Here is a 19,540-nt window from a genome sequence, read left to right as displayed (position 1 = left end):
TGTCAATGCACCGTAAATCTGGCCGCATCGGCCTGGCGTTGCTGCAGGCTGCGTATCAGCATCGCAGCCTCCCTGACGATTGCCGAAAACGTCACATCATCGGCCTCTGCGATCCTTTCCGTCATCTCGCGGATGATCGTCGTCAGATGGAGGATCGAATGGCGATGCTGCGCATCTCCCGGTCCGATTTCGGCATCGGCCATGGCAAGCAGCGTCTGTACCAGCCGCTCCATGGTTTGGCGGCGCCTGGTTCTTGGATCGGCATTCGGATCTTCGCTAAGGCGCAACAGATCGGTGACAATATCGGACATTCCACTCTGTCTCACATGGCAAAAGCCGGCGGCATGGAAACGACATGCCTTCGACCGCGCGTTTGCGTCTTCAAGCCCTCGAGCAATCGGTAGCCGTTGCGCCAGCGGCCAAAGCCGCTGGCGACATTGATGTGCCCGGCAAGGCCGATATTCCTGGTCTCGGCGTTCCACAAGCGGCCAAACAGGGTCAACCGATCGACCGTCATGTAGGCATCGTTCATGCTGCCGACGACGATGCTTGGAAAAGGCAAAGGCGCCGTCGGCATGCCACCAAACGAGACATGCCCCGGATGCAGGTTTTCCGTGGCCGGCAGATCGCATGGAGCAACGAGCAATGCTCCTTTGACGTGCCGCGCAACACTTCGCCCGGCCAAGCGGGCGGCAAGCAGGCATCCGAGACTATGGGCGACCAGATAGGCCTCGCCGGCCTCTTCAAGCGCGCCTTCCAATCGCAGCAGCCAGTTGTCAAGGTTCGGATGATCCCAGTCGTCCTGAACGACGCAACGACTGCCTGGCTGATCCTGCAGCCAGTGCTGTTGCCAATGCCCTTCTCCCGAGCCGAAAAGCCCGGGAAGAATAAGTACGTCGATCATCTGACGGCACCCTCTCTGAAGCTGCGCGCCGGTCTTTTTCCCAACGGGAGCAAACATCGGACATCACTCATCAGATCCACCCGATCACCAGGGCGAACAGGAATGTGAAGGAGCTGACGATCGTGCAGATTCCGGCCGCATGTCTGAAATGCGACATGACGCTGCCTTCCGCTCTTCTCGCACCGTGCCGACGCAGGTCGGTCTCAACGACAATCGCCATCACACCGTTCTCCTCAATACCAAAGGCCGGGCATGGTGCCCCAATAATGGAGTTCGTATTCGCGAGCGGACCGGTCGCGATCGTCGTCCCGCGCGAACAATCCGTTCACAGGCTCCCGTGCAGCGGGGGGCTTGAGGGCGAGGAACCGGCCGATCGAAAGCTTCAGCCAGAACTGAAAATCAAGCTTCATGCGAACCTCCTGTCAGGGACCGGTATTCTTCGGTTAGGAAATCAGCGAATGACGTTGTGCATTGGCGAGAAGAACGTGAAGCGATGCCGTTGGTCCGTAGAGCATCAGCAGGCGGTTCTCCTCGCGTTTGGCGAGACGATATCGTCGGGCGAATTCGAAGACGCTCCACAATTGCTCGCTTGGCCCCGGCCTTTCCGCATCGGTGATCGTCGCTTCCTGAGATCGAGCCATCGCGACGATCCTTACTCGGCTGCCGCCAGGGCCGGGTTTGCGCCCGGAAAGAAGGCCGCCAATTCGCCGATCACTTCGTTGATGCGGGCCAAAAGCGCGTCGGATGAAACCGCATAGTCTGTGAAATCGCGGTCGGACGCATAGACGGCGGTCGGTAAGGTATGGGCCATGAAAAAACCAAACAGCGGCCGAAGCTGATGCTCGACCATCAACGCATGCCGGTCACCGCCGCCGGTCGCCGTGATGATGATCGGCTTGCCCCGAAGTTCGTGGGGGTCGATCAGGTCGATGAGGTGCTTGAAATGGCCGGGATATGAGCCCTTGTAGGTCGGCGAGCCGATGATCAGGGCATCGGCCTGCACGATCTCGTCGACGACATGCCTGGCCTGCGCGTCGAGATCCTTGCGCCACAAGGCGCTGCCCAGTGACGGACCGACATCATGCAGATCATAGGTCTTGCTCGTAAATCCGTAGCGAATGCTCGCACGTTCGGCGACGTGCCGCACAAGTGCCAATGTCTTCGATGGACGGTTGAAGCTGCCAGCGATGCCGACGAGTTTGAAACCTGACATGGTTTTTCCTCTCTTTGCGTTGCCTCAACTATTGTCTACAAAATTGATAGATTAAAGGAACATGCATCTCTCCTTCTTCGCCTGGTTGAAAAAAACGTTCGCCGACGCTCCGGCACGCATAAGCTGCATGGCGATCGTCACAAGGGATCGCCGATCCGGCGACTGCTTCGACCTCACGTGCGGGAAGACGGCAGGAAGGGAACTTGTTCGGCTTCTTTTGGAGACGCTGAGGCGGGCGCCATCGTGATGTCGCGAGCCCGGCGAGAAGCTCTTGCAAACTGCCCGCCATAAATGGCTTTGCCGCAAGGTCGACTATAATTGGTATAAGATTTCCGGTTCGGCGGAACGATTGGATGACAAGTCCTGCCCTTTCCTCTGCGGAAAATATACGCTTCTTATAGATTTTAGCGGGAGCTTTTCATGCCAGTGCAGACGGCTGTTGTCATCGATTTCCAGGCTTACCGGCAATCGCGCAGCAAAGATGCGCCCGATGCGCTGAAGGCGGCCGCGCCCGTATCCTTTGCGATGCAGCCGGTTCTGATGTGGGTGCCCTATTGGGGTTTTGTCCCGGTCATGGCAATGGGCATTGCGGGATATGGCGTCTGATCAAGCGCTTCTTCCCGACGGCGAAGCGAGAGACACCGCCGAGGAGATCACGGTTCAGACAGGACAGAATTTGCGGCGCATTCGCACCCGCCGCGGATACTCCCTGGACCGGTTGGCAAAGATCGCCGGCGTCAGCCGTGCGATGCTCGGGCAAATCGAGACAGGCAAAAGCAGCCCGACATTGAGCATTCTCTCGAAGATCGCACTTGCTCTCGGTATTCCCTGCGCCGCCCTGATCGCAGAACGCGGCGACACCTCGATCATTGCCGTACCGCGGGCAAGATCGAAGATCCTCGCCTCTTCCGAAGGGCGCTTCCGGACCCGGGCTCTTTTCCCCTTCGAAGGTGAAAGAAAGGTGGAATTCTACGAGCTCAGGATCGCTCCGCACCATACCGAAAGCGCCGATGCCCATCAGCATGGAACGGTCGAAAATCTGGTCGTTGCCCAAGGCACCGTCGAAATCATCGCCGGCAAGCAGGCACCCCATATTCTGGGTGAAGGCGATGCCATCATCTTCGATGCAGACGTGCCCCATATCTACCGCAACATGACGGGAACGGAAGCAATCCTCTACCTAGTGACGACCTATCTCGAAGATGTCCGCGTTTAGAGCCTTTCCGGGTTAGATTGAAGCATTCTGCCGGAGCAGGTTTTCGTCAGGGCAAAGGCGATTGGCGACGGGCATACCCCAAGGTACATCCGAGCCGATCGCCTTTGATCCTGGCGGAAAGATGCCCGGCCCACCGGCCGCACGCTTCGCCATGCGAAGCGACAAGTGCGCCGGCGACTTTAAGTCTTGCAGATTTGCCAGGCAAATCTGCGGGAGGGTTGGCTGAAACGGGCCGGCTGATCGACCGGCCATCCGACTCCGTTTGAGCCAACAGAATGCTTCAATCTAACCCGGAAAGGCTCTAACGCAAAAAAGAGCCCCCGTCTCCGGAGGCTCTTGGTCGTTTCCTTGAGAGGCGGATGGCTCAGGCGGCCATCATGCAGCACATCATCATGCCGCCGCAGTTCATCATCATCGGCATGCCACTGGACATCATGCGCTTGCAGCATTCCATGAACATGTCCTTGTCCATGCCTTCCATCGGCTTCATTTCGCAGACCATGCCCTCGGCGGTCATGCTGCATTTCATGGAGCCCATCATCATCATCATCGGCATGGAGGCCATCATCGGCATCATCGCGCCGTTCATCATCGGCATGCCGCCCATCGGCATCATTCCACCCATCATCGGGTTCATCATGGCAGGCATCATGTTGTTCATCATCGGCATCATGTTCATGGCGGGGTTCATTGTCTCTCTCCGATCAATACAGCGGCGTTTCGCGTTTCAATGAAACGGGAGATAAAAGAACTAATTGCAGCAAACAATGTAAAAAAATCTTCCCGTATCTTTTCCTCCAATAGAATGGAACGGTTTCGATGGGATTGTGCAATCTTGCCAAGATAACGGAATTTCGTCCGCTATCATCGCTCCAACGGAGCGACGCTCGCTTCACCGGCAGCACTCGCTGCTTCGCGCGAGCTATTCAGGACAGGCAATTCGACTCAAGTCCAGCAACGCTGCCACTCAAGTCACGGGCGTTGCGAGAGCACCGGCGGTCTCAGCCGGTGGCTTCGGATCTGTTATGAATGATGAGGATGCGTCGGATCGTCGTGCGGCTTCAGGAAAAACCGGCGCGCGATGTCCCAATAGCCGTCATAGACAAGCCCGCCATTCGAACGGACGAGCGCTTCACGGTTTTTGCGATAGACCGCCGGAAGGCGATACCAGGAGATGCCCGGCCGGTGATGATGGAGAACGTGCAGGTTGTTGAAGAGAAACAGCAAGCCGAAGAGATGGCTGTTTTCGACGATGGCGGTGCGTTCCTCATGGCTTTCGGCATATCTGTGCTCAGCATAAGATCTGAGCCGCGTCATCGCAGCACCCGTATAGACGAAAGCGAGATACATCAAAATCGGCATGCCGCAGACGATGGTCGCCCAGAAAAGAATGACGGCGCCACCGATGCCGTGCACACCCCATATCCGCCGTCGTCCCGGTTCGTTCGCCTGTACCAGCTGCCATTCCTGTCCAAGGAAACTCAACAGCATCACGGCGGGACCTATGGTCAAACGGCCGAACAGGGTGGTGTTCCACCGCGCCAGCAACCTCCCGGTGGCGCCGAGCTGCTCCCAGGTAGCCTTGGTAAAATAGGAAGATTCCGGATCTTCGATCGGATCGGTCAGATATTCGTCGCGATGATGCTCCAGATGGCTTTCCTTATAGATCGGATAAGGCAGCCACAGCGACAGCGGTACCGAGCCGATCGCGTCGTTTATCCCTTGGTTTCCCGTCGGATGACCGTGAATGACCTCGTGTTGAAGGGATCCGTGCCAGGCAATCAACCAACCTCCTGCGATGACGACCGCAATCGGCGGCAATGATTGCCACCACCAGGTCAGCGCAAGAAATCCACCATGGATGACGAGTGCGAGAATGACGGTCGGCCATTCCGTCGAACGCCTGGAAGCAATGGTTCCGGCCGCCTGCGAAGTCCTGTCGAGCATGCGTGTGATTTCCCCATCAACCACACCAATCTATCGCAGGGCATCAGGAGTAGAGAATAAAGCCTATCTATTTTATAGGCTTATCTGAAAAAATCCGTCTCAACCGGGGCTGAATTGCTTAATCCAAGCCTAAGGCTTGTCGCCGTGAAGATGACGTTCGAGGAAGGGCAAATTGTCCTGTCCCCAATAGATTTCGCCATCATAGATATAGGTGGGAAAGCCGAAGACGCTGCTGTCGCGCGCATGCACGCGGTCTGCCGACCATTTGTTCTGGACATCGTCGTCGGCTTGTCGTCTGAGGAGTACCGCGCCATCGAAACCCGCTGATGTCACGATCGCCTCGCGCACGTCGGGCTTGCCGATATCCCTCGCCTCGCTCCAGAAGGCATGCTGCAGGGCGCGGGCAACGCCGATCCAATCCTGTCCGTCGAGATAGGCCGCAATCACAAAGAGGGACGCCGGCGTCGGATCACTCAAATCAGGGCGATGTTCGAGCCGCAGTTCCTTGCCGCGCACGCGCGCCCAGCGCTTGAGGTCCCGCGTCCAGTAGGCGCGCCGGATCTCCGGGCGGTTGCGCGAAAAGATACCGCCATTTTCCTCGACCACCGTCGTCAGATAGGGTGTGATGACGACGTCGTTCTTCGCCGCAAGCTCGGCGAAGGCGTCGAAGCCGATGTAGGACCAGGGCGAGCCGATCGAAAAGAAGTACTCTACTGATTTGGTCACTGATGCATGTTCCCTGCGAGGTGATTGTTCCGGCGTCGAATGGGCGTGGCTCGATGAGGCTTCAGGAAGCGGCCCGAATGTCGGATGGCGCTTTCCATCCGAGTTCCGGTGCGATTGCTGTCACGAAGTCGTGGAGAATCTGGCGATATTCCTCGTGCTCGAACTCGTAAGGGAGCTCCAGCCTCAACTCGCTGACCTCGGGCAGGATCGGATCGGCAAAAAGCTGCGCCAATATCTCGTCTGATGTACCGACGACATCACGGGCGAACAGGGTGCGCCGCTCGCCCTGCGGTGAAAGGGTTCGCTCATGACGGCCATCGGCATAGTCTCGATACCGGCGGCGCGTTGCGGCATCGGCGCTATCGAAAGGCACGATGACGCGGCCCAGCGCGACCCGGCGCTGCGTGCCGGCGGCGCGATAGGTTTCGATCAGCCGCGATTGCGCGGTGAAGAAATCATCGGTCCCCTCGCCCGTTATCACATTGCCGGTCAACAGGTTGAAGCCATTGCGGCCGGCCCATTCGGCCGAGCGCTGCGACCCGCCGCCATACCAGATCCGGTCGATCAAGCCCTTGGCATAAGGCTGCAGCCGCGGCCGCTGCGGGCCGAAGGGCGTCTTGATCAAGGTCTGCTCGTCGCCGAGGTAGCTGCCGCGCAGATTGTCGGCAAAGCGCCGCACGCGATCATGCGAGAAATCGTAACCCGTCCAGTCGCCGTCGAAGACAAGCGGAGCGATCAGGTCTGCGTGCAACGGTCGTCCGGCGCTGACGCCGATGTTCAGCCGCCCACGCGACAGAACATCGACGGTGGCGAGATCTTCGGCCAGCCGGTAAGGGCTCTCGTAACCGATTGGGATGACCGCGGTTCCAAGCTCGATCCGACTGGTGCGCTGCGTCGCCGCCGCCAGGAAGGCGGTCGCCGAAGAGATTCCAGGCTCCAGGTGCCGTTGGCGGACCCAGGCGCTGTCGAAGCCCAGATCTTCGCCATATTGCAGTTGCTCAAGCGTCTGCTCCAATCCCGACAACGGATCTTCGTCGGGATAATTGCCGGGGGTGAGGAAGCCTATATGGTTGATGGATATGTTGCCCACTCGTGCCATCCGATGATTAGTATTTCGGCAGGCCGGGCGGGTTGGTCTCGGATGCCGGCAAGGCTTCCTCGGAGAGATGCCAGTGGTCGAGGATTTTTGCGTAGGTGCCATCCTTGATCAGGCCGTTGGTGGCGGCAGTCAGCGCATCGGCCAGCCCGCTTCCCTTGCGGGTGGTGATCGCGACATCCGAGCGATCCGGCCAGCCGGCGCTCAGCGTGCCGACGCGCTTGATGTTCTGGTCGCGCGCGGCGATGAAGACGAGCTGTGCATGCGGCTGGACGATGACATCGGCCCGGCCGGACCGCAGCGCGAGAAGGCTTGCCGCCTCGTCGTCGTAGTATTGCAGCTCGATCGGCTTCAGGCCTGCGGCAACATCTTCCTCGCTCCACTTCACCAGGATACGCTCCTGGTTGGTGCCGGCCCCGACAATGATCCTGAGGCCTGCCGCATCCTTGGGCTCCTTGATCGAGGTCACAGGGCTGTCGGATTTTACGAAGAAACCATGCAAGCCCTGGCGGTAGGTGGAAAAATCGAATTTCTCCTTGCGCTGCTCGGTGACCCCGACATTGGAGATGACAGCATCATACTTGCCCGAGGCAAGGCCGAGCGGCCAGTCGATCCAGGCGACCGGCACGATCTCCAGCGTCAGCCCGAGGCTGTCGGCGATGGCATAGGCATAATCGGGATCTGCCCCGACCACGGTCTTCGCATCCGTGGCATAGGTGGCAAGCGGCGGGCCGCCCGGGCTGACGGCGATGGTGAACTTGCCTGACGTGACGAACTTGAAATCCCTCGGGATCGCAGCGATAGCCGCATCGTTCTTGGCGGCGTGAAGCCGGCCCGGCTGCTCTGGGCTGAGGTCGAAATCCTCGGCTGCATGGGGTGCGCCGAAGGAAAGGGCCGACGCCATGGCGGCGATCAGCAGGGTCCGGAATGCCGGAAGGGCAATCATCGTCTTTAATCTCCAAACTGTCAGGCAGGGGGGCAGGCGGCAATGCCGCCGGCCCTATGGGAACTGATCAGGAACCGCTCTTCGGCAGGCCTGGGGGGTTGGTCTGGGCCTTGTCGATCGCCTCAGGACCGAGGTTCCACGTATCGAGGATCTTCCGATAGGCGCCGCTGGCGATCAGGTCGTTGACGACATCGGTCAAGGGCGCTGCCAGGCCGCTGCCCTTGCGTGTGGTGACGGCAATTTCTGCCGTGATCGGCCAACCGCCGCTGACGGTGCCGACGAGCTTGGTCTTGCCGTTGATCCCCGCCGAATAGGCTTGCGTCGCGTTCACGCTGAAGACGGTGTCGGCTCTGCCGGACTGAACGGCAAGATCCTTGACCGCGTCGTCGTCATAATATTGCACCTCGATCGGCTTCAGGCCGGCGGCGACATTCTGTCGGTCCCATTCCAGCAGAATCTTCTCCTGGTTGGTGCCGGCATCGGTGATGACCTTCAGGCCGGCAATATCCTTCGGCTGCTTGATCGCGGTGATCGGGCTGTCGGCCTTGACGTAGAAGCCAAGCTCATCCTTGCGATAGGTCGAAAAGTCGAATTTCTGCTTGCGCTCTTCCGTGACGGTCACATTGGAGATCACCGCGTCGAACTTTCCGGAGGTCAGCCCCAACGGCCAATCGGCCCAGGCAACAGAAACCAATTCGAGCTTCAGGCCCAGGCTGTCGGCAATCGCCTGCGCCAGATCGACGTCATAACCGATGACCGTCTTGGAATCGGAGGCATAATCATGCAGCGGCAGATTGCCGCTCGAGCTGATGCCGACGGTGAAGACACCGTTTTCGACGAACTTGAAGTCCTTGACTTCGGCAATGCGCTTCTCGTTCTTTTCCACCCGCAGCCGGTTCGGCTGCTCGGGGCTGAGATCGAACTTCTGCTGCGCCTGCGCTGAACCGAAACCGATCGCGGCCACGGCGACGGCTCCCGCTATCAGAAGCCTTGCCCTATCTGTAAATGTCATGCCCCTTCTCCATTCATCTTTAGGTTGTGGTTGTTGCTATTCGGCCGGAGCAGCCCGTCGCGGCCCGGCATTTCGCCAGCGCTATCAGGCGCTAGAGAACCTTGGCGAGGAATTCCCGCGTACGGGGATGTTCCGCTTGTGCGAAGATGCGGGCCGGCGGGCCAGCCTCCAGGATGCGGCCGCTGTCCATGAAGACGACCGTGTCGGCGACTTCGCGGGCAAAACCGACCTCATGGGTGACGATGACGAGCGTCGTGCCGGTGCGGGCAAGCTCCTTGATGACGTCGAGCACTTCGCCGACGAGCTCCGGATCAAGCGCCGATGTCGGCTCGTCGAAGAGCAGCACCTTCGGGCGGAGCGCCAGTGCACGGGCGATCGCCACACGCTGCTGCTGGCCGCCGGAAAGCTGGCGCGGATAGGCGTTGATCTTGTCGCTGAGGCCGATGCGTGCCAGCAGCTCCTGCGCCAGCTGCACGGCGTCCTCACGGCCGACGCCGCGAACCTGGATCGGTGCCTCGATGAGGTTTTCGAGCACGGTCAGATGCGGGAAGAGATTGAAGCTCTGGAAGACCATGCCGATATCGGCGCGGCGTTTGAGGATATCCTTCTCCCTGAGCTCGTAGAGCGTATCGCCCTTCCTGCTATAGCCGACGAAATCGCCGTCCACCGAGATGAAACCCTCATCGACACGCTCCAGGTGGTTGATGGCGCGCAGAAGCGTCGACTTGCCCGAGCCGGACGGACCGAGGATGGCGGTCACGCTGCCTGCAGGCAGACTGAGCTCGACATCATCGAGCACTTTCAGCGAGCCGAAGCTTTTGGAAATGCCGTGAATGCGCACCGCGCCGCCTGCGGCCCGCAGCGTCGCCGCATCCTGGAAACCGATCTTGCGCACGGTGTCGGTCGCCGTATCGAAGACAGGCAGCGGACGGCGGAAACGCTCGAAAAGTGCCTGGAAGGGCAACGGCGTCGGATTGCGCACGGCGCCTTTGGAGAAGTAGCGTTCGATATAGCGCTGAGCGATCGACAGCACCGTCATGATGATCAGATACCAGACGGTCGCGACCATCAGGAGCGGAATGACTTCGAGATTGCGGCGGTAGATCACCTGGACCGTATAGAAGAGCTCCGGCAGCGCCAGCACGTAGACCATGGAGGTGCTCTTCGCCAGTCCGATGAGTTCGTTAAAGCCGGTCGGCAGAATCGAGCGCATGGCCTGCGGAAGCACGATGCGGAAGGCCTGGCGGCGGCGCGGCAGGCCGAGTGCGGCGGCGGCCTCCAACTGTCCGTGGTCCACAGCGAGGATGCCGCCGCGCACGATCTCGGCGAAGAAGGCCGACTGGTTGAGAGTCAGGCCGAGAAAGGCAGCGGCAAAGGGCGTCAGCAACTGCACTGTGGGATAGTCCAGGAAGACGGTATCGGTGAAGGGAATCCCGATCTTGATCGTCTCGTAGAGGTAGCCGAGATTGTTCAGGATCAGCAGCAACACGATGACCGGGATCGAGCGCAGCAGCCAGATATAGCCCCAGGAAAGGCCGGAGAGCAGCGGCGACTTGGAAACGCGGGCAAGCGCCAGAGCCGTTCCGAGGATGGAGCCGGATATGGCGGCAAGCACGGTCAAAAGCAGCGTCCTGCCGAGACCGACGAGCACTGGTTCGGCAAAGAACCATTCAGCAAAGACGCCCCAACCCCAGCGCGGATTGGTGAAAATGGAATAGAGCACGGCGATGATGACGACGGCGGCAAAGATCGTGCCTGCCAGGCGGCCCGGATGACGCGCCGGCACGATGCGGTAACGGGAATAATCCTTCGATCCTGCCGTCCTGCTGCCCGGGTCGATGCCGGCGAAATCCGTCGTCAGTGCCATTGTGCTTCCCTTTTATGATTGTCGGTCTTTGCCGTTTTCAGAAATTTGCGCCGGCCACGCGCAGGCGCGGTTCGGCATCTTCATGCGCAGGCTCAGCGAGATGGGTGAGGTCCTTCTCGAAGGGCAGGCTCTTGTAGATCTCTGGATCGGCTGAGGTGTCGAAGAGAGCGGTGTAGCCGTAGTTCAGATAGAGGCCGACGGCTTCGGGCTGGCGAAAGCCGGTCGTCAGGTAGATGCGGCCATAGCCCTGGCGGGCGGCCTGGGCCTCCAGTTCCACCAGCACCTTGCGGGCAAGGCCCTGACGGCGCAGATCGGAGCGCGTCCAGATGCGTTTGAACTCGGCCGTGCGTTCGTCATAGTGCTTGAAGGCGCCGCCGCCGATGGTCTCGCCATCACGGACCAACAGGAGAAAATTGCCGTCAGGCGGCGCAAAGGCTTCAGGAGGATAGCGGTTTAGCTCGGCCGCAGCCCCTTCGGCATTGAAATAGTTGCCGTAGCGGCTGTCATATTCGTGGATCAATTCATCGATCAGCGGTTTGGCGCGCGGGTCGAGAGGGCTGGTATAGAGAAACGTATCGCTCATATCGTTCATCACCCCTTGTCATCAGTGAGGAAGGTTTCGGCGAGCCGCACCCAGTAACGGGCGGCGGGCGCGATGATCGCGTCGTTGAAATTATAGTGGGCGCTGTGGAGAGGAGCGCTGTCGCCATTCCCGACGAAGAGATAGCTGCCGGGATTTGCCTGCAGCATGAAGGCAAAATCCTCGCTCGCTGTCCTCGGCCGGAAATCCTTCTCGATCGCCGCGGGGCCGAGTGCGTCGTCGGCGACGTCGCGGGCAAAGGTCGTCTCCGCCGCATGGTTGATCAGCGCCGGAAAGCCGAGGCGGTAATTCACATCCGCCTCGGCGCCGAAGCTTTCGGCCTGGGCGCGGGCAAGTGCCGGAATGCGCTCTCGCAACAGCTGGCGGACCGTCTCGTTATAGGCCCGCATGGTCAGCTGCATCTCGACGCTTTCCGGGATGACGTTCGAGGCGGAGCCGGCATGGATCGAGCCGACGGTGACGACCGCCATCTCCTGCGGATCGACATTGCGCGAGACGACGCTCTGCAGCGCGGTAATGAAGGAGGCCGAAGCGAGCACCGGATCGACTGTCCGATGCGGTTCGGCGCCATGGCCACCCTTGCCGATGATCTTGATGATCGCCTTGTCGACCGAAGCCATGGCCGGGCCGGCGACGAAGCCGAATTGGCCCGTCGGCACACCCGGCCAATTGTGCAGCCCGAAGACCGCATCGACAGGAAAACGTTCGAACAGGCCTTCCGATATCATCTTGCGGGCGCCCGCGCCGATTTCCTCAGCGGGCTGGAAGATCAGCCGCAGCGTGCCGCTGAAATTGCCGCTTTCGGCGAGATAACGCGCGGCGGCGAGCAGGATCGACGTATGTCCGTCATGGCCGCAGGCATGCATGACGCCGGGATTGCTGCTGGCATAGGCAAGACCGGTCGCCTCCTCGATCGGCAAGGCATCCATGTCGGCCCGGATGCCGATCCGCCTTTTGCCCTCGCCGCGCCTGAGGGTGGCGACGATGCCGGTTCCGGCAATGCCCGTCGCCACCTCATAGCCCCAGGAGGAAAGGCGGGATGCCACGAGCTTGCTGGTCCTGAGCTCCTGGAACGCAAGCTCCGGATATTGGTGCAGATCGTGGCGAAGCGCGATGATCTCGTCGAGATAGGCGGCGATACCCTTCTCGACCGGATCGTTGCTGCGCGGGTTGTGAGCGATGATGTTCATGACGGTTCGTCGGCGCCTCAGGCGCCGACAGCCTTTCCGCACTCGACTTGATCTGCCTCCGCCGCATAGCGGCTTTCGCGGAAGGGCAGACCCAGATGGTCGCGCAGCGTCTCGCCCTTCAGGACCGGATCGAAATAGCCGCGCTCCGTGAGGATCGGCAGAACATAACTGGAGAAGTCATCGAAGCCCTCGGCGATGACAGGGAAACCAAGGATAAAGCCGTCGGCAGCACCATGGTCCACCCAGCGGATGATTTCGTCGGCGATATGCTTGGCCGTGCCAATGAAGGCCGTGCGCGGCGTTGCGGAATCAAGCGCGACTTGCCGGAGCGTCAAGCCCTTCTCCCGCGCCGTCTTCTTGATGCGGTCGGTGGTGGCGCGGAAATTGTTCCTGCCGATATCGCCGAGTTCGGGGAACGGCTCGTCGAGCGGATAGACGCTGAAATCATGATGATCGAAGAAGCGGCCGAGATAGAGCAGTGCCTCCTCTGTCGTGACGAGGTTGCGGATCGCCTGGTACTTCGCTTCCGCCTCTTCCTGCGTCGCTCCGACGATCGGCCCGATACCAGGATAGATACCAACTTCCGCGGCACTGCGGCCATGGGCAATCACGCTGTCTTTGAGCTGTCGGTAGAAGGCCTGCGCCTCCTCGAACGGCCCACCATTGGTGAAGACCGCGTCGGCATGTTTGCCGGCAAGCCTGATGCCGGAGTCCGAGGCGCCCGCCTGGAAGACGACCGGTTGGCCCTGCTTGGAACGGCCGATATTGAGCGGCCCCTCGACGCGGAAGAAGCGGCCCTTGTGGTTGAGGCGATGCATCTTCGTCTTGTCGACAAAGACGCCGGTCTCACGGTTGCGGACGAAGGCGTCGTCATCCCAGGAATCCCACAGGCCCTTGATCGCATCGATATAATCCTCGGCGATCTCATAGCGCAGTTCGTGCTCGGGATGTTCGCGGCTGTAATTGCGGCCGGAACCCTCGAGCGGCGAGGTCACCGCATTCCACCCTGCCCTGCCGCCGCTGATGAGATCGATCGAGGCGAACTGGCGGGCGATGGTGAAGGGATCGCTGTAGGAGGTCGAAACTGTGCCGACGAGGCCGATTTTCGAGGTCGAGGCGGCGAGCGCCGAGAGAATGGCGATCGGCTCGAACCGATTGAGGAAATGCGGAATAGACTGCTCGTTGATGTAGAGCCCGTCGGCAACGAAGGCGAAAGCGATGCCGGCCGCCTCAGCCTTGCGCGCCGTCTTGACGAAGAAGTCGAAATTGACGCTGGCATCGGCCGGTCCGCTTGGATGCTTCCACGCATTCATGTGACCGCCGGGACCCTGCAGCATGATGCCGAACGTGACGTGTTTTTGAGCCATGGGATCAATCCTCCTTGGAAACGGTCAGGCGACGAGGGAAAGCCGCTCCTTGGCGAGCAGCTCGATGGAAGCCAGGCGCTCGGCAACCGAAAGCGCCGGCGTGTCCAGCACGAACTCCTTGACCCCATAGCGGCGGTGAAGTTCGTCCAGCTCCTTGCGGATCTGTTCCGCCGTGCCATGCAGCACGCTCGGCACCTTTTCCTCGATGCGGTAATCGGTGACGCCGGCCTGGCGGGCAAATTCGGCCGCCTGCTCCTCGCTGCCGACATTGACGGTCTGGCCGTTCGGCAGGAACACTTTGACGATGCGCAGCTTGCCGACGCGCTCGCGGGCATAGTCCTCGCTTTCGGCGGCGAAGGCTGCGAGCGCCAGGATCGGGCGCTTGCCACAGGATGCCCGCTCATAAGCCTCGAAGGTCCTGCGCAGATTGTCGGGATCGCCGTTCAAATGACCGGCGAAAACAAGTTCCCAGCCCTTCTCGGCAGCGAGCTGGGCGCTTTCGACGCTGGCGCCCAGCAGAAAACGCTCAGGCGCAGTCGGCGGGAAAGGCGTCGCCTGCGCCCCGTCGTAATTCGGGTCGGCGGCGAGATAGATGTTGAGATCGGAAAGCTGGCTCGCGAATTCCGGCTTCCTGGCCGGATCGACGGCAAGCTGCAGGGCGCGCGTCGAGAGCGGAAATCCGCCTGGCGCCTTGCCGACACCGAGATCGACGCGGCCGGGCGCAAGCGATGCCAGAAGATTGAAGGTCTCCGCAACCTTATACGCACTGTAGTGCTGCAGCATGACGCCGCCGGAGCCGATGCGGATCCTCGAGGTCCTGGCGAGAAGATAGGCTATCAGCGCCTCCGGCGCGGAGCTCGCCAGATTTGACATGTTATGGTGCTCGGCGACCCAGAAACGGTGATAACCGAGTTCCTCGGCCCGAGCGGCAATCTTTACCGTCGCCCGCAGCGCATCCGCGGCCGTTAGACCCTGTTCGATCGGGCTTTTGTCGAGAAGACTGAGGAGGTAGGTCATGGCACCACGATCCGATCCTTGGTTGCAAAATTTAGTCTATAAAATCAGTAGACAAACTTCATTATAAGAAATGGCATTCTCTTTCGAACGCGATGAGTGAAAAAAAGCAGCCGCACCTAAGATGGAAAATCGCCTGCCGGGACTGTGTCTCACCGGCAGCGCAAGGCTTCCTTCAATCGCCACTTGATGGTCTATATTCTGGTCGAAAGGGAGTAACCGCATGAAGCTGTCAGAACAGGTCAAGCCGATCAGCTATCTCAAGGCGCATGCGCCGGAGGTCATCCGAAAGCTGAAGGATAATCCGCAGCCGGTCGTCATTACGCTTCACGGAGAGGCGAAAGCTATCCTTCAGGATATCGGCCAATACGAAGAAACACAGGAGACGCTGGCGCTTCTGAAGGTGCTGGCGCTGACCAACCGGCAGGTCGAGGAGGGCAAACTGCGCCCCGCTGCCGAATCCTTCGCGCGCATCCGAAATCGTCTGGCTGACAGCCAAGCCTGATGCCATCTCGTGTTCATTTCGCCGAGGACGCCGAACGCGACGATCGCTATCGCTTCATCGCTAGCGCGACGGCGCCGAGACGCCAGCGCACTGACGGAAATCGAGAGCGCATGCGCCGGCGGAAATATTCCGAAGGAGTTAGCGGGGATCGGAATTTCCGAATATCGGGAAGTACACCATAAGCCGTAGCGCATGATCTATCGCATTATGGGCACCGATGTCGTCGGCTACTGCGTCGTAGACGGACGGCGCGAGATGTGAAGCTTTCTCGAGCGAAGGCTCATCCGCTGACGTCCGGCATATCGTACTTCAGCGCTTTGGATATCCAAGCTGCTTTACTTGAGCTGAATCCAGCCCTCATGAGGCTTCCAGCGCCATTCCCCTTCCACAGGCTGCGTCAGCGGCAATAGGAAGCGTCCGAGATCAGCGACCACCGTGCCCAAGGCGGGTGGTGCGGCCTCCATCCGTTCGCGACCAAGGAACGCCCGCCGATGCCCCTACGTTTTTCTTGAGTTCACGCGCCATCGGCCACCGTCGCTTCGACATAGGGTCGCATGATCGACCAGATCCTCGCCTCTTTCGCATATGTCCAGAGGTCGTCGCTTGTGGTCTTGCGCCGACGGAGCCCCTCGCGCAGCCCCTCCATCGCAACGTCGAGGCCGACTTTCGCCCGATAGCGGAAGCAATCGACGATCGAACGCGCCGGATTTGTGATCGGCACCTCGACGCCCTCGATGCGATGCCGTTCGACGCCCTCGGTGAGAGCGGACCCCTTGAAGCGTACGAACTTGATAGGCGGATAATCGATCTTGGGGCGCCAGGCAGTGCGGTCGATCGCCATCCACACAGCCGAGGGCATCTGCAGCGTCAGTTCGTGGTATTGAAGGGCCGAGGTCAAGCAGACCACGCCCTTTGGAACCAGAACAGCCGCTTCAGCGAGTGCATGGGCCGCCTCAGCCTGAGTGTCCGGGAGTTGATACAGGCCTCGTGCCGGACGGACGACTGCCTCCTCCCGAACGAGACGGGCGAGCGTCTCCGGTCCAATGCCTTCGGCAACGAAATCCTTCAGCCGGAGCATCCCCCGCGCTTTCAGGAGGTCGAGCGCTCGAAGTCTCTGGGCGGTAGTGAATGTCATCGCCCGTGACGATTCCTCTATTCATCGAATATATAGCAGAGGTTTTATCACAAAGCCGCTTGCTCGGAAATCCCCCATTTCGACACCCCCTACAGCGAGCTGTGCGGCGAAGGCGGCGAGCATTCACGCAAAGGCTTATTCTGCAAGGTCTGGTGCTGGGGCCAGAGCTTGACGCGGAGGCGCGGAAATCGGCTTCTATTTCGTCACCGTCACCGTCACCGTCACCGTCACCGTCGGCGAAGGCCGGAGGCTGGCCCAGATGTGCGCGTGAAACGCAAGCAGATCAATAAGACCGAGCCGATCCGCCGCATCATCGACACGCAGAACGATCCGGCCCAAATCAAAAAGACCACCGGTCGGAGATGGAACTCTACATCCCCAATCCCAAACTCTTCGTGCGCGAAAGCGACCGCTTCAACTCCATCTGCTGGGTGAGCTCCGCACGATGGCTACGGTCGGCAAGGCGAGCAACCTGGCGGATACGCTCGACATCCCCAGCCTGATCGGGCCCGGCTCGCTTGAGCTGATCCGCGAGATCTGAGGGATCGGCGCGACCGAAGCGCGTTTCGATCGCGCTGACGATGTCCTTTGCCTCGGCAAGCGCTCGGCGGCCCTCCGGTGTCCCCGCCAGTCGTTCGACGAACTTTGCCTTGTCGCTGTAGGCGAGATCGTCGAGCTTGCGCAGCAGCGCCTCGCTCCGGCGGCTCGGGCCCAGAACTTCGACCACGTCCTGCTTTTCCCGCTTCCAGCGTTCGGAGCCGCATTCGACCGCGAGGCGACGCTGCCAGGTGTTGGCGGATTGGCGGACATGCGACGCCAGCGCATCGATCCGGGAAAGCGCGTGTTTGCGTTCGGCGTTGTCTCCCAACAGGCCGGTCTTGCCAGCCAGCGCGCCGATCGTCTCGGGCGAAGCGCTGAGTTGGTTGGCGAGCTCGACCGGATCCGTATTCTCATCCAGGATGCGGCCGCGCAAGGTTCGCATTGCCGCTCGCGCGTCTTTGAACACCTGCGGCGAAAGCTGCTTTGCCGCCTCCCAATCTCGTTCGAATGCCGGCATCGCCTTTGATCGTCCAACCTCTTCCACGCTCATCGCATAGGTCTTCACGGCCGCAACGAGCACGCGGCGTTCATCGTCACGTTGATGGTCACTGCGATCCTGGTGCGAAGAGCCGCCATCGGCGATGGTGCGGGCTGCGAGCGGCCGCGGTTCCTGCGTTGGCTTGGGAACCGTCGTGTCCGCGATGCGCTCCGCCTCCCTGGTGATTACCGCAGGTGCGACATCACTCTCGCCCTGCCCCCGGCGATCCTCCATGCCGCGCCGATTGGCAAAGTCATGCGTATAGTCAAGCGTCGCCTCCTTCACGCCTGACCGGCTCAGCGTCTCTGTCAGGGCGCGCACCGTCTTGAATGCATCGAGCCCCGCATAGAGCTGCACCGCCTCGCGGTGACGGGTCATCGCCACATAGGTCAGATGCCGGTCCATGGTCGTCGACGCCAGAACAAAACTCCGGTCGACGGTAGCGCCTTGCGTCTTGTGGATTGTCGTTGCGTAGCCGTGGTCAAAGGATTGGTAACGATTGACCGGGATAGTCACGTGGCGCTGGCCATCTTGCGTCTGCGCCTTGCCGTCAAGCCGAACCTGTATTGCGTCCGGCGCGACGGCGATCACCTCGCCCAGCATGCCATTCTTGACGGCGAGATCACGATCATTCTCCAGGAAGACGATGCGGTCGCCACGCGCAAAGGATCGCTTCCCATTGTTGGTCTGGTAGGTGAGTTCCTCACCCTTATCACCAGGCGGGTTACTGCCCTTTGCCAACTCGCCGCTTTCCTGCAACCGAGCACGAATGCCGGCATTGATCGCAGCCACATCTATCCGCCGATGAGCCATCGCAATGCGCGTGTCGTTGGGATGAGCCGATCGGTCAGCGACGTAATCGGCAATGATCGCCTTCAGCGTTTCCGCTCGATCCGTCTTCAGATGAACGCTTCCCCGTGCCTCGTAGGCCGACAACCCGGCTGCGGTCCGGTGAGATGCAAAGTCGATCGAAGCCTGCTTTTGCCAATCGGCTTTTTGCCGGCGCACTTCCGAAAGCTGCGCATGACCGACGGCTTCCGCGATTGCCCGGAACGGTGCCCCTGCTCCGATCGCCTGAAGCTGTTCATGATCGCCGACCAGGACGAGCTTGGCGCCGGCCCGTTTGACCTCGTCCACGAAGCGGGCGAGCTGACGGCTGCCGACCATTCCGCCTTCGTCGATGACGAAGACGTCACGAGCGTTGAGCCGTCCGCGATCAGCCTGCCAGCTGTATTCCCACGACGCCAATGTGCGGCTTGCGATCCCGGACGATTGCTCCAGGCCTTCCGCCGCCTTGCCGGCCAAAGCCGCGCCATGAACACGATAGCCCTGCGCTTCCCAGGCGTGGCGGGCAGCCGCCAGCATCGTGCTCTTGCCGGCACCGGCAAAGCCGATCACCACGGCGATCTGAGCTGGACCCGTGACATGCTCGATCGCCTGACGTTGTTCCGCCGACAGCCCCTGCCCCGGTGAAGGATTCCCCGCCTGGATCGATCTGTCCTGTTCGGCAATCGCAGCGTCGACATATCGCTTGAAGACACCGTGGTTTTGGCGCGTCTTCATCGCAACAGTGGCTGTTGCGATCGCGCCTTCGATCGCCACTATCTCGACGGTTGAATAGCGGGCCTCCCCGTCACGGCCCCGAAGGCTTGAACTGTCGGGCCTCAACTCGACCAGAGCCTTCGACGCCATGACCGCGGCAAAAGCATTCTGGAAGGTCTGC

At 60.6% G+C, this 19,540-nt stretch carries 22 protein-coding genes and 1 pseudogene; 4 read left to right on the top strand and 19 right to left on the bottom strand.

What is annotated here, in order from left to right:
• Window positions 1–2 precede the first annotated feature (2 nt).
• The 6 genes from A6U98_RS28765 to msuE all read right to left on the bottom strand — a co-directional run bounded on the left by A6U98_RS28765 (window position 3) and on the right by msuE (window position 2,117).
• Window positions 3–311: a hypothetical protein gene (locus tag A6U98_RS28765; protein ID WP_064654342.1), complete on the bottom strand. Its 309-nt coding sequence runs from the start codon at window positions 309–311 to the stop codon at window positions 3–5.
• Between the two features lie 11 nt (window positions 312–322).
• Entirely contained in the window at window positions 323–904 is a 582-nt protein-coding gene (locus tag A6U98_RS28760; RefSeq protein ID WP_064654341.1) for an alpha/beta fold hydrolase, read from the bottom strand.
• Window positions 905–974: 70 nt separating this feature from the next.
• Entirely contained in the window at window positions 975–1,124 is a 150-nt protein-coding gene (locus A6U98_RS37355) for a hypothetical protein (RefSeq protein ID WP_164902886.1), read from the bottom strand.
• A gap of 13 nt (window positions 1,125–1,137) precedes the next feature.
• Window positions 1,138–1,314 (bottom strand): hypothetical protein, encoded by a 177-nt coding sequence (locus tag A6U98_RS37350; RefSeq protein WP_197496454.1) that lies wholly within the window; start codon window positions 1,312–1,314, stop codon window positions 1,138–1,140.
• Window positions 1,315–1,347: 33 nt separating this feature from the next.
• The gene (locus A6U98_RS28755; protein ID WP_027667287.1) at window positions 1,348–1,545 is read right to left on the bottom strand and encodes a hypothetical protein; all 198 of its coding nucleotides are present in this window, start codon (window positions 1,543–1,545) and stop codon (window positions 1,348–1,350) included.
• Window positions 1,546–1,556: 11 nt separating this feature from the next.
• The gene (msuE, locus tag A6U98_RS28750; protein ID WP_064654340.1) at window positions 1,557–2,117 is read right to left on the bottom strand and encodes an FMN reductase; all 561 of its coding nucleotides are present in this window, start codon (window positions 2,115–2,117) and stop codon (window positions 1,557–1,559) included.
• A 420-nt stretch (window positions 2,118–2,537) separates the two neighbouring features.
• Between msuE and A6U98_RS28745 the strand changes: the two genes are divergently transcribed.
• Entirely contained in the window at window positions 2,538–2,723 is a 186-nt protein-coding gene (locus tag A6U98_RS28745; RefSeq protein ID WP_064654339.1) for a hypothetical protein, read from the top strand.
• On the top strand, window positions 2,713–3,333 hold the full coding sequence (locus A6U98_RS28740; protein ID WP_064654338.1) for an XRE family transcriptional regulator: 621 nt from the start codon (window positions 2,713–2,715) through the stop codon (window positions 3,331–3,333). The genes A6U98_RS28745 and A6U98_RS28740 overlap by 11 nt, the downstream gene beginning before the upstream one ends.
• Before the next feature lie 364 nt (window positions 3,334–3,697).
• Here A6U98_RS28740 and A6U98_RS36950 read toward each other — a convergent pair whose 3' ends face one another.
• The 11 genes from A6U98_RS36950 to A6U98_RS28685 all read right to left on the bottom strand — a co-directional run bounded on the left by A6U98_RS36950 (window position 3,698) and on the right by A6U98_RS28685 (window position 15,102).
• Complete coding sequence (locus A6U98_RS36950) at window positions 3,698–4,024, bottom strand: hypothetical protein (protein ID WP_156667903.1); 327 nt, start codon at window positions 4,022–4,024, stop codon at window positions 3,698–3,700.
• Window positions 4,025–4,356: 332 nt separating this feature from the next.
• Window positions 4,357–5,280, bottom strand: a complete 924-nt coding sequence (locus A6U98_RS28730; protein ID WP_064654336.1) for a fatty acid desaturase — start codon at window positions 5,278–5,280, stop codon at window positions 4,357–4,359.
• 129 nt (window positions 5,281–5,409) lie between these two features.
• On the bottom strand, window positions 5,410–6,006 hold the full coding sequence (locus A6U98_RS28725) for a DsbA family protein (RefSeq protein WP_064654335.1): 597 nt from the start codon (window positions 6,004–6,006) through the stop codon (window positions 5,410–5,412).
• A 61-nt stretch (window positions 6,007–6,067) separates the two neighbouring features.
• Window positions 6,068–7,105, bottom strand: a complete 1,038-nt coding sequence (locus A6U98_RS28720; RefSeq protein WP_064654334.1) for an LLM class flavin-dependent oxidoreductase — start codon at window positions 7,103–7,105, stop codon at window positions 6,068–6,070.
• Window positions 7,106–7,112: 7 nt separating this feature from the next.
• Entirely contained in the window at window positions 7,113–8,048 is a 936-nt protein-coding gene (locus A6U98_RS28715; protein WP_064654333.1) for an ABC transporter substrate-binding protein, read from the bottom strand.
• Between the two features lie 67 nt (window positions 8,049–8,115).
• Window positions 8,116–9,060: an ABC transporter substrate-binding protein gene (locus A6U98_RS28710; protein WP_064654332.1), complete on the bottom strand. Its 945-nt coding sequence runs from the start codon at window positions 9,058–9,060 to the stop codon at window positions 8,116–8,118.
• 91 nt (window positions 9,061–9,151) lie between these two features.
• On the bottom strand, window positions 9,152–10,927 hold the full coding sequence (locus A6U98_RS38080) for an amino acid ABC transporter permease/ATP-binding protein (protein WP_082934004.1): 1,776 nt from the start codon (window positions 10,925–10,927) through the stop codon (window positions 9,152–9,154).
• 37 nt (window positions 10,928–10,964) lie between these two features.
• Window positions 10,965–11,522 (bottom strand): GNAT family N-acetyltransferase, encoded by a 558-nt coding sequence (locus A6U98_RS28700; protein WP_064654331.1) that lies wholly within the window; start codon window positions 11,520–11,522, stop codon window positions 10,965–10,967.
• Window positions 11,519–12,718: a M20 aminoacylase family protein gene (locus A6U98_RS28695; protein ID WP_064654330.1), complete on the bottom strand. Its 1,200-nt coding sequence runs from the start codon at window positions 12,716–12,718 to the stop codon at window positions 11,519–11,521. The genes A6U98_RS28700 and A6U98_RS28695 overlap by 4 nt, the downstream gene beginning before the upstream one ends.
• A 17-nt stretch (window positions 12,719–12,735) precedes the next feature.
• Complete coding sequence (locus A6U98_RS28690) at window positions 12,736–14,085, bottom strand: LLM class flavin-dependent oxidoreductase (protein WP_064654329.1); 1,350 nt, start codon at window positions 14,083–14,085, stop codon at window positions 12,736–12,738.
• A gap of 24 nt (window positions 14,086–14,109) precedes the next feature.
• A complete protein-coding gene (locus tag A6U98_RS28685) occupies window positions 14,110–15,102 on the bottom strand; it encodes an LLM class flavin-dependent oxidoreductase (RefSeq protein WP_064654328.1) in 993 nt (330 codons plus the stop codon).
• 220 nt (window positions 15,103–15,322) lie between these two features.
• Here A6U98_RS28685 and A6U98_RS28680 point away from each other — a divergent pair, with 220 nt between their 5' ends.
• Window positions 15,323–15,604 carry a type II toxin-antitoxin system Phd/YefM family antitoxin gene (locus A6U98_RS28680; RefSeq protein WP_064654327.1) on the top strand — a complete coding sequence of 94 codons (282 nt, stop codon included), beginning with the start codon at window positions 15,323–15,325 and terminating at the stop codon, window positions 15,602–15,604.
• A pseudogene (locus A6U98_RS38160) lies at window positions 15,604–15,865 on the top strand (type II toxin-antitoxin system RelE/ParE family toxin). The gene A6U98_RS28680 and the pseudogene A6U98_RS38160 overlap by 1 nt, the downstream one beginning before the upstream one ends.
• A 253-nt stretch (window positions 15,866–16,118) precedes the next feature.
• On the opposite strand, the gene A6U98_RS28675 reads toward A6U98_RS38160, so the two are convergent.
• Together A6U98_RS28675 and traA are read right to left on the bottom strand one after the other, a co-directional pair.
• Complete coding sequence (locus A6U98_RS28675; protein WP_003555692.1) at window positions 16,119–16,739, bottom strand: type IV toxin-antitoxin system AbiEi family antitoxin domain-containing protein; 621 nt, start codon at window positions 16,737–16,739, stop codon at window positions 16,119–16,121.
• Window positions 16,740–17,109: 370 nt separating this feature from the next.
• On the bottom strand, window positions 17,110–19,540 hold a 2,431-nt coding region (gene traA / locus A6U98_RS28670; RefSeq protein WP_064654326.1), incomplete at its 5' end, for a Ti-type conjugative transfer relaxase TraA.

It is taken from the genome of Rhizobium sp. WYCCWR10014 (assembly GCF_001657485.1).
Taxonomy (GTDB): domain Bacteria; phylum Pseudomonadota; class Alphaproteobacteria; order Rhizobiales; family Rhizobiaceae; genus Rhizobium.
The sequence above is the reverse complement of the archived record's forward strand: the minus strand, read 5'-3'. Positions and strand labels throughout refer to the sequence as shown.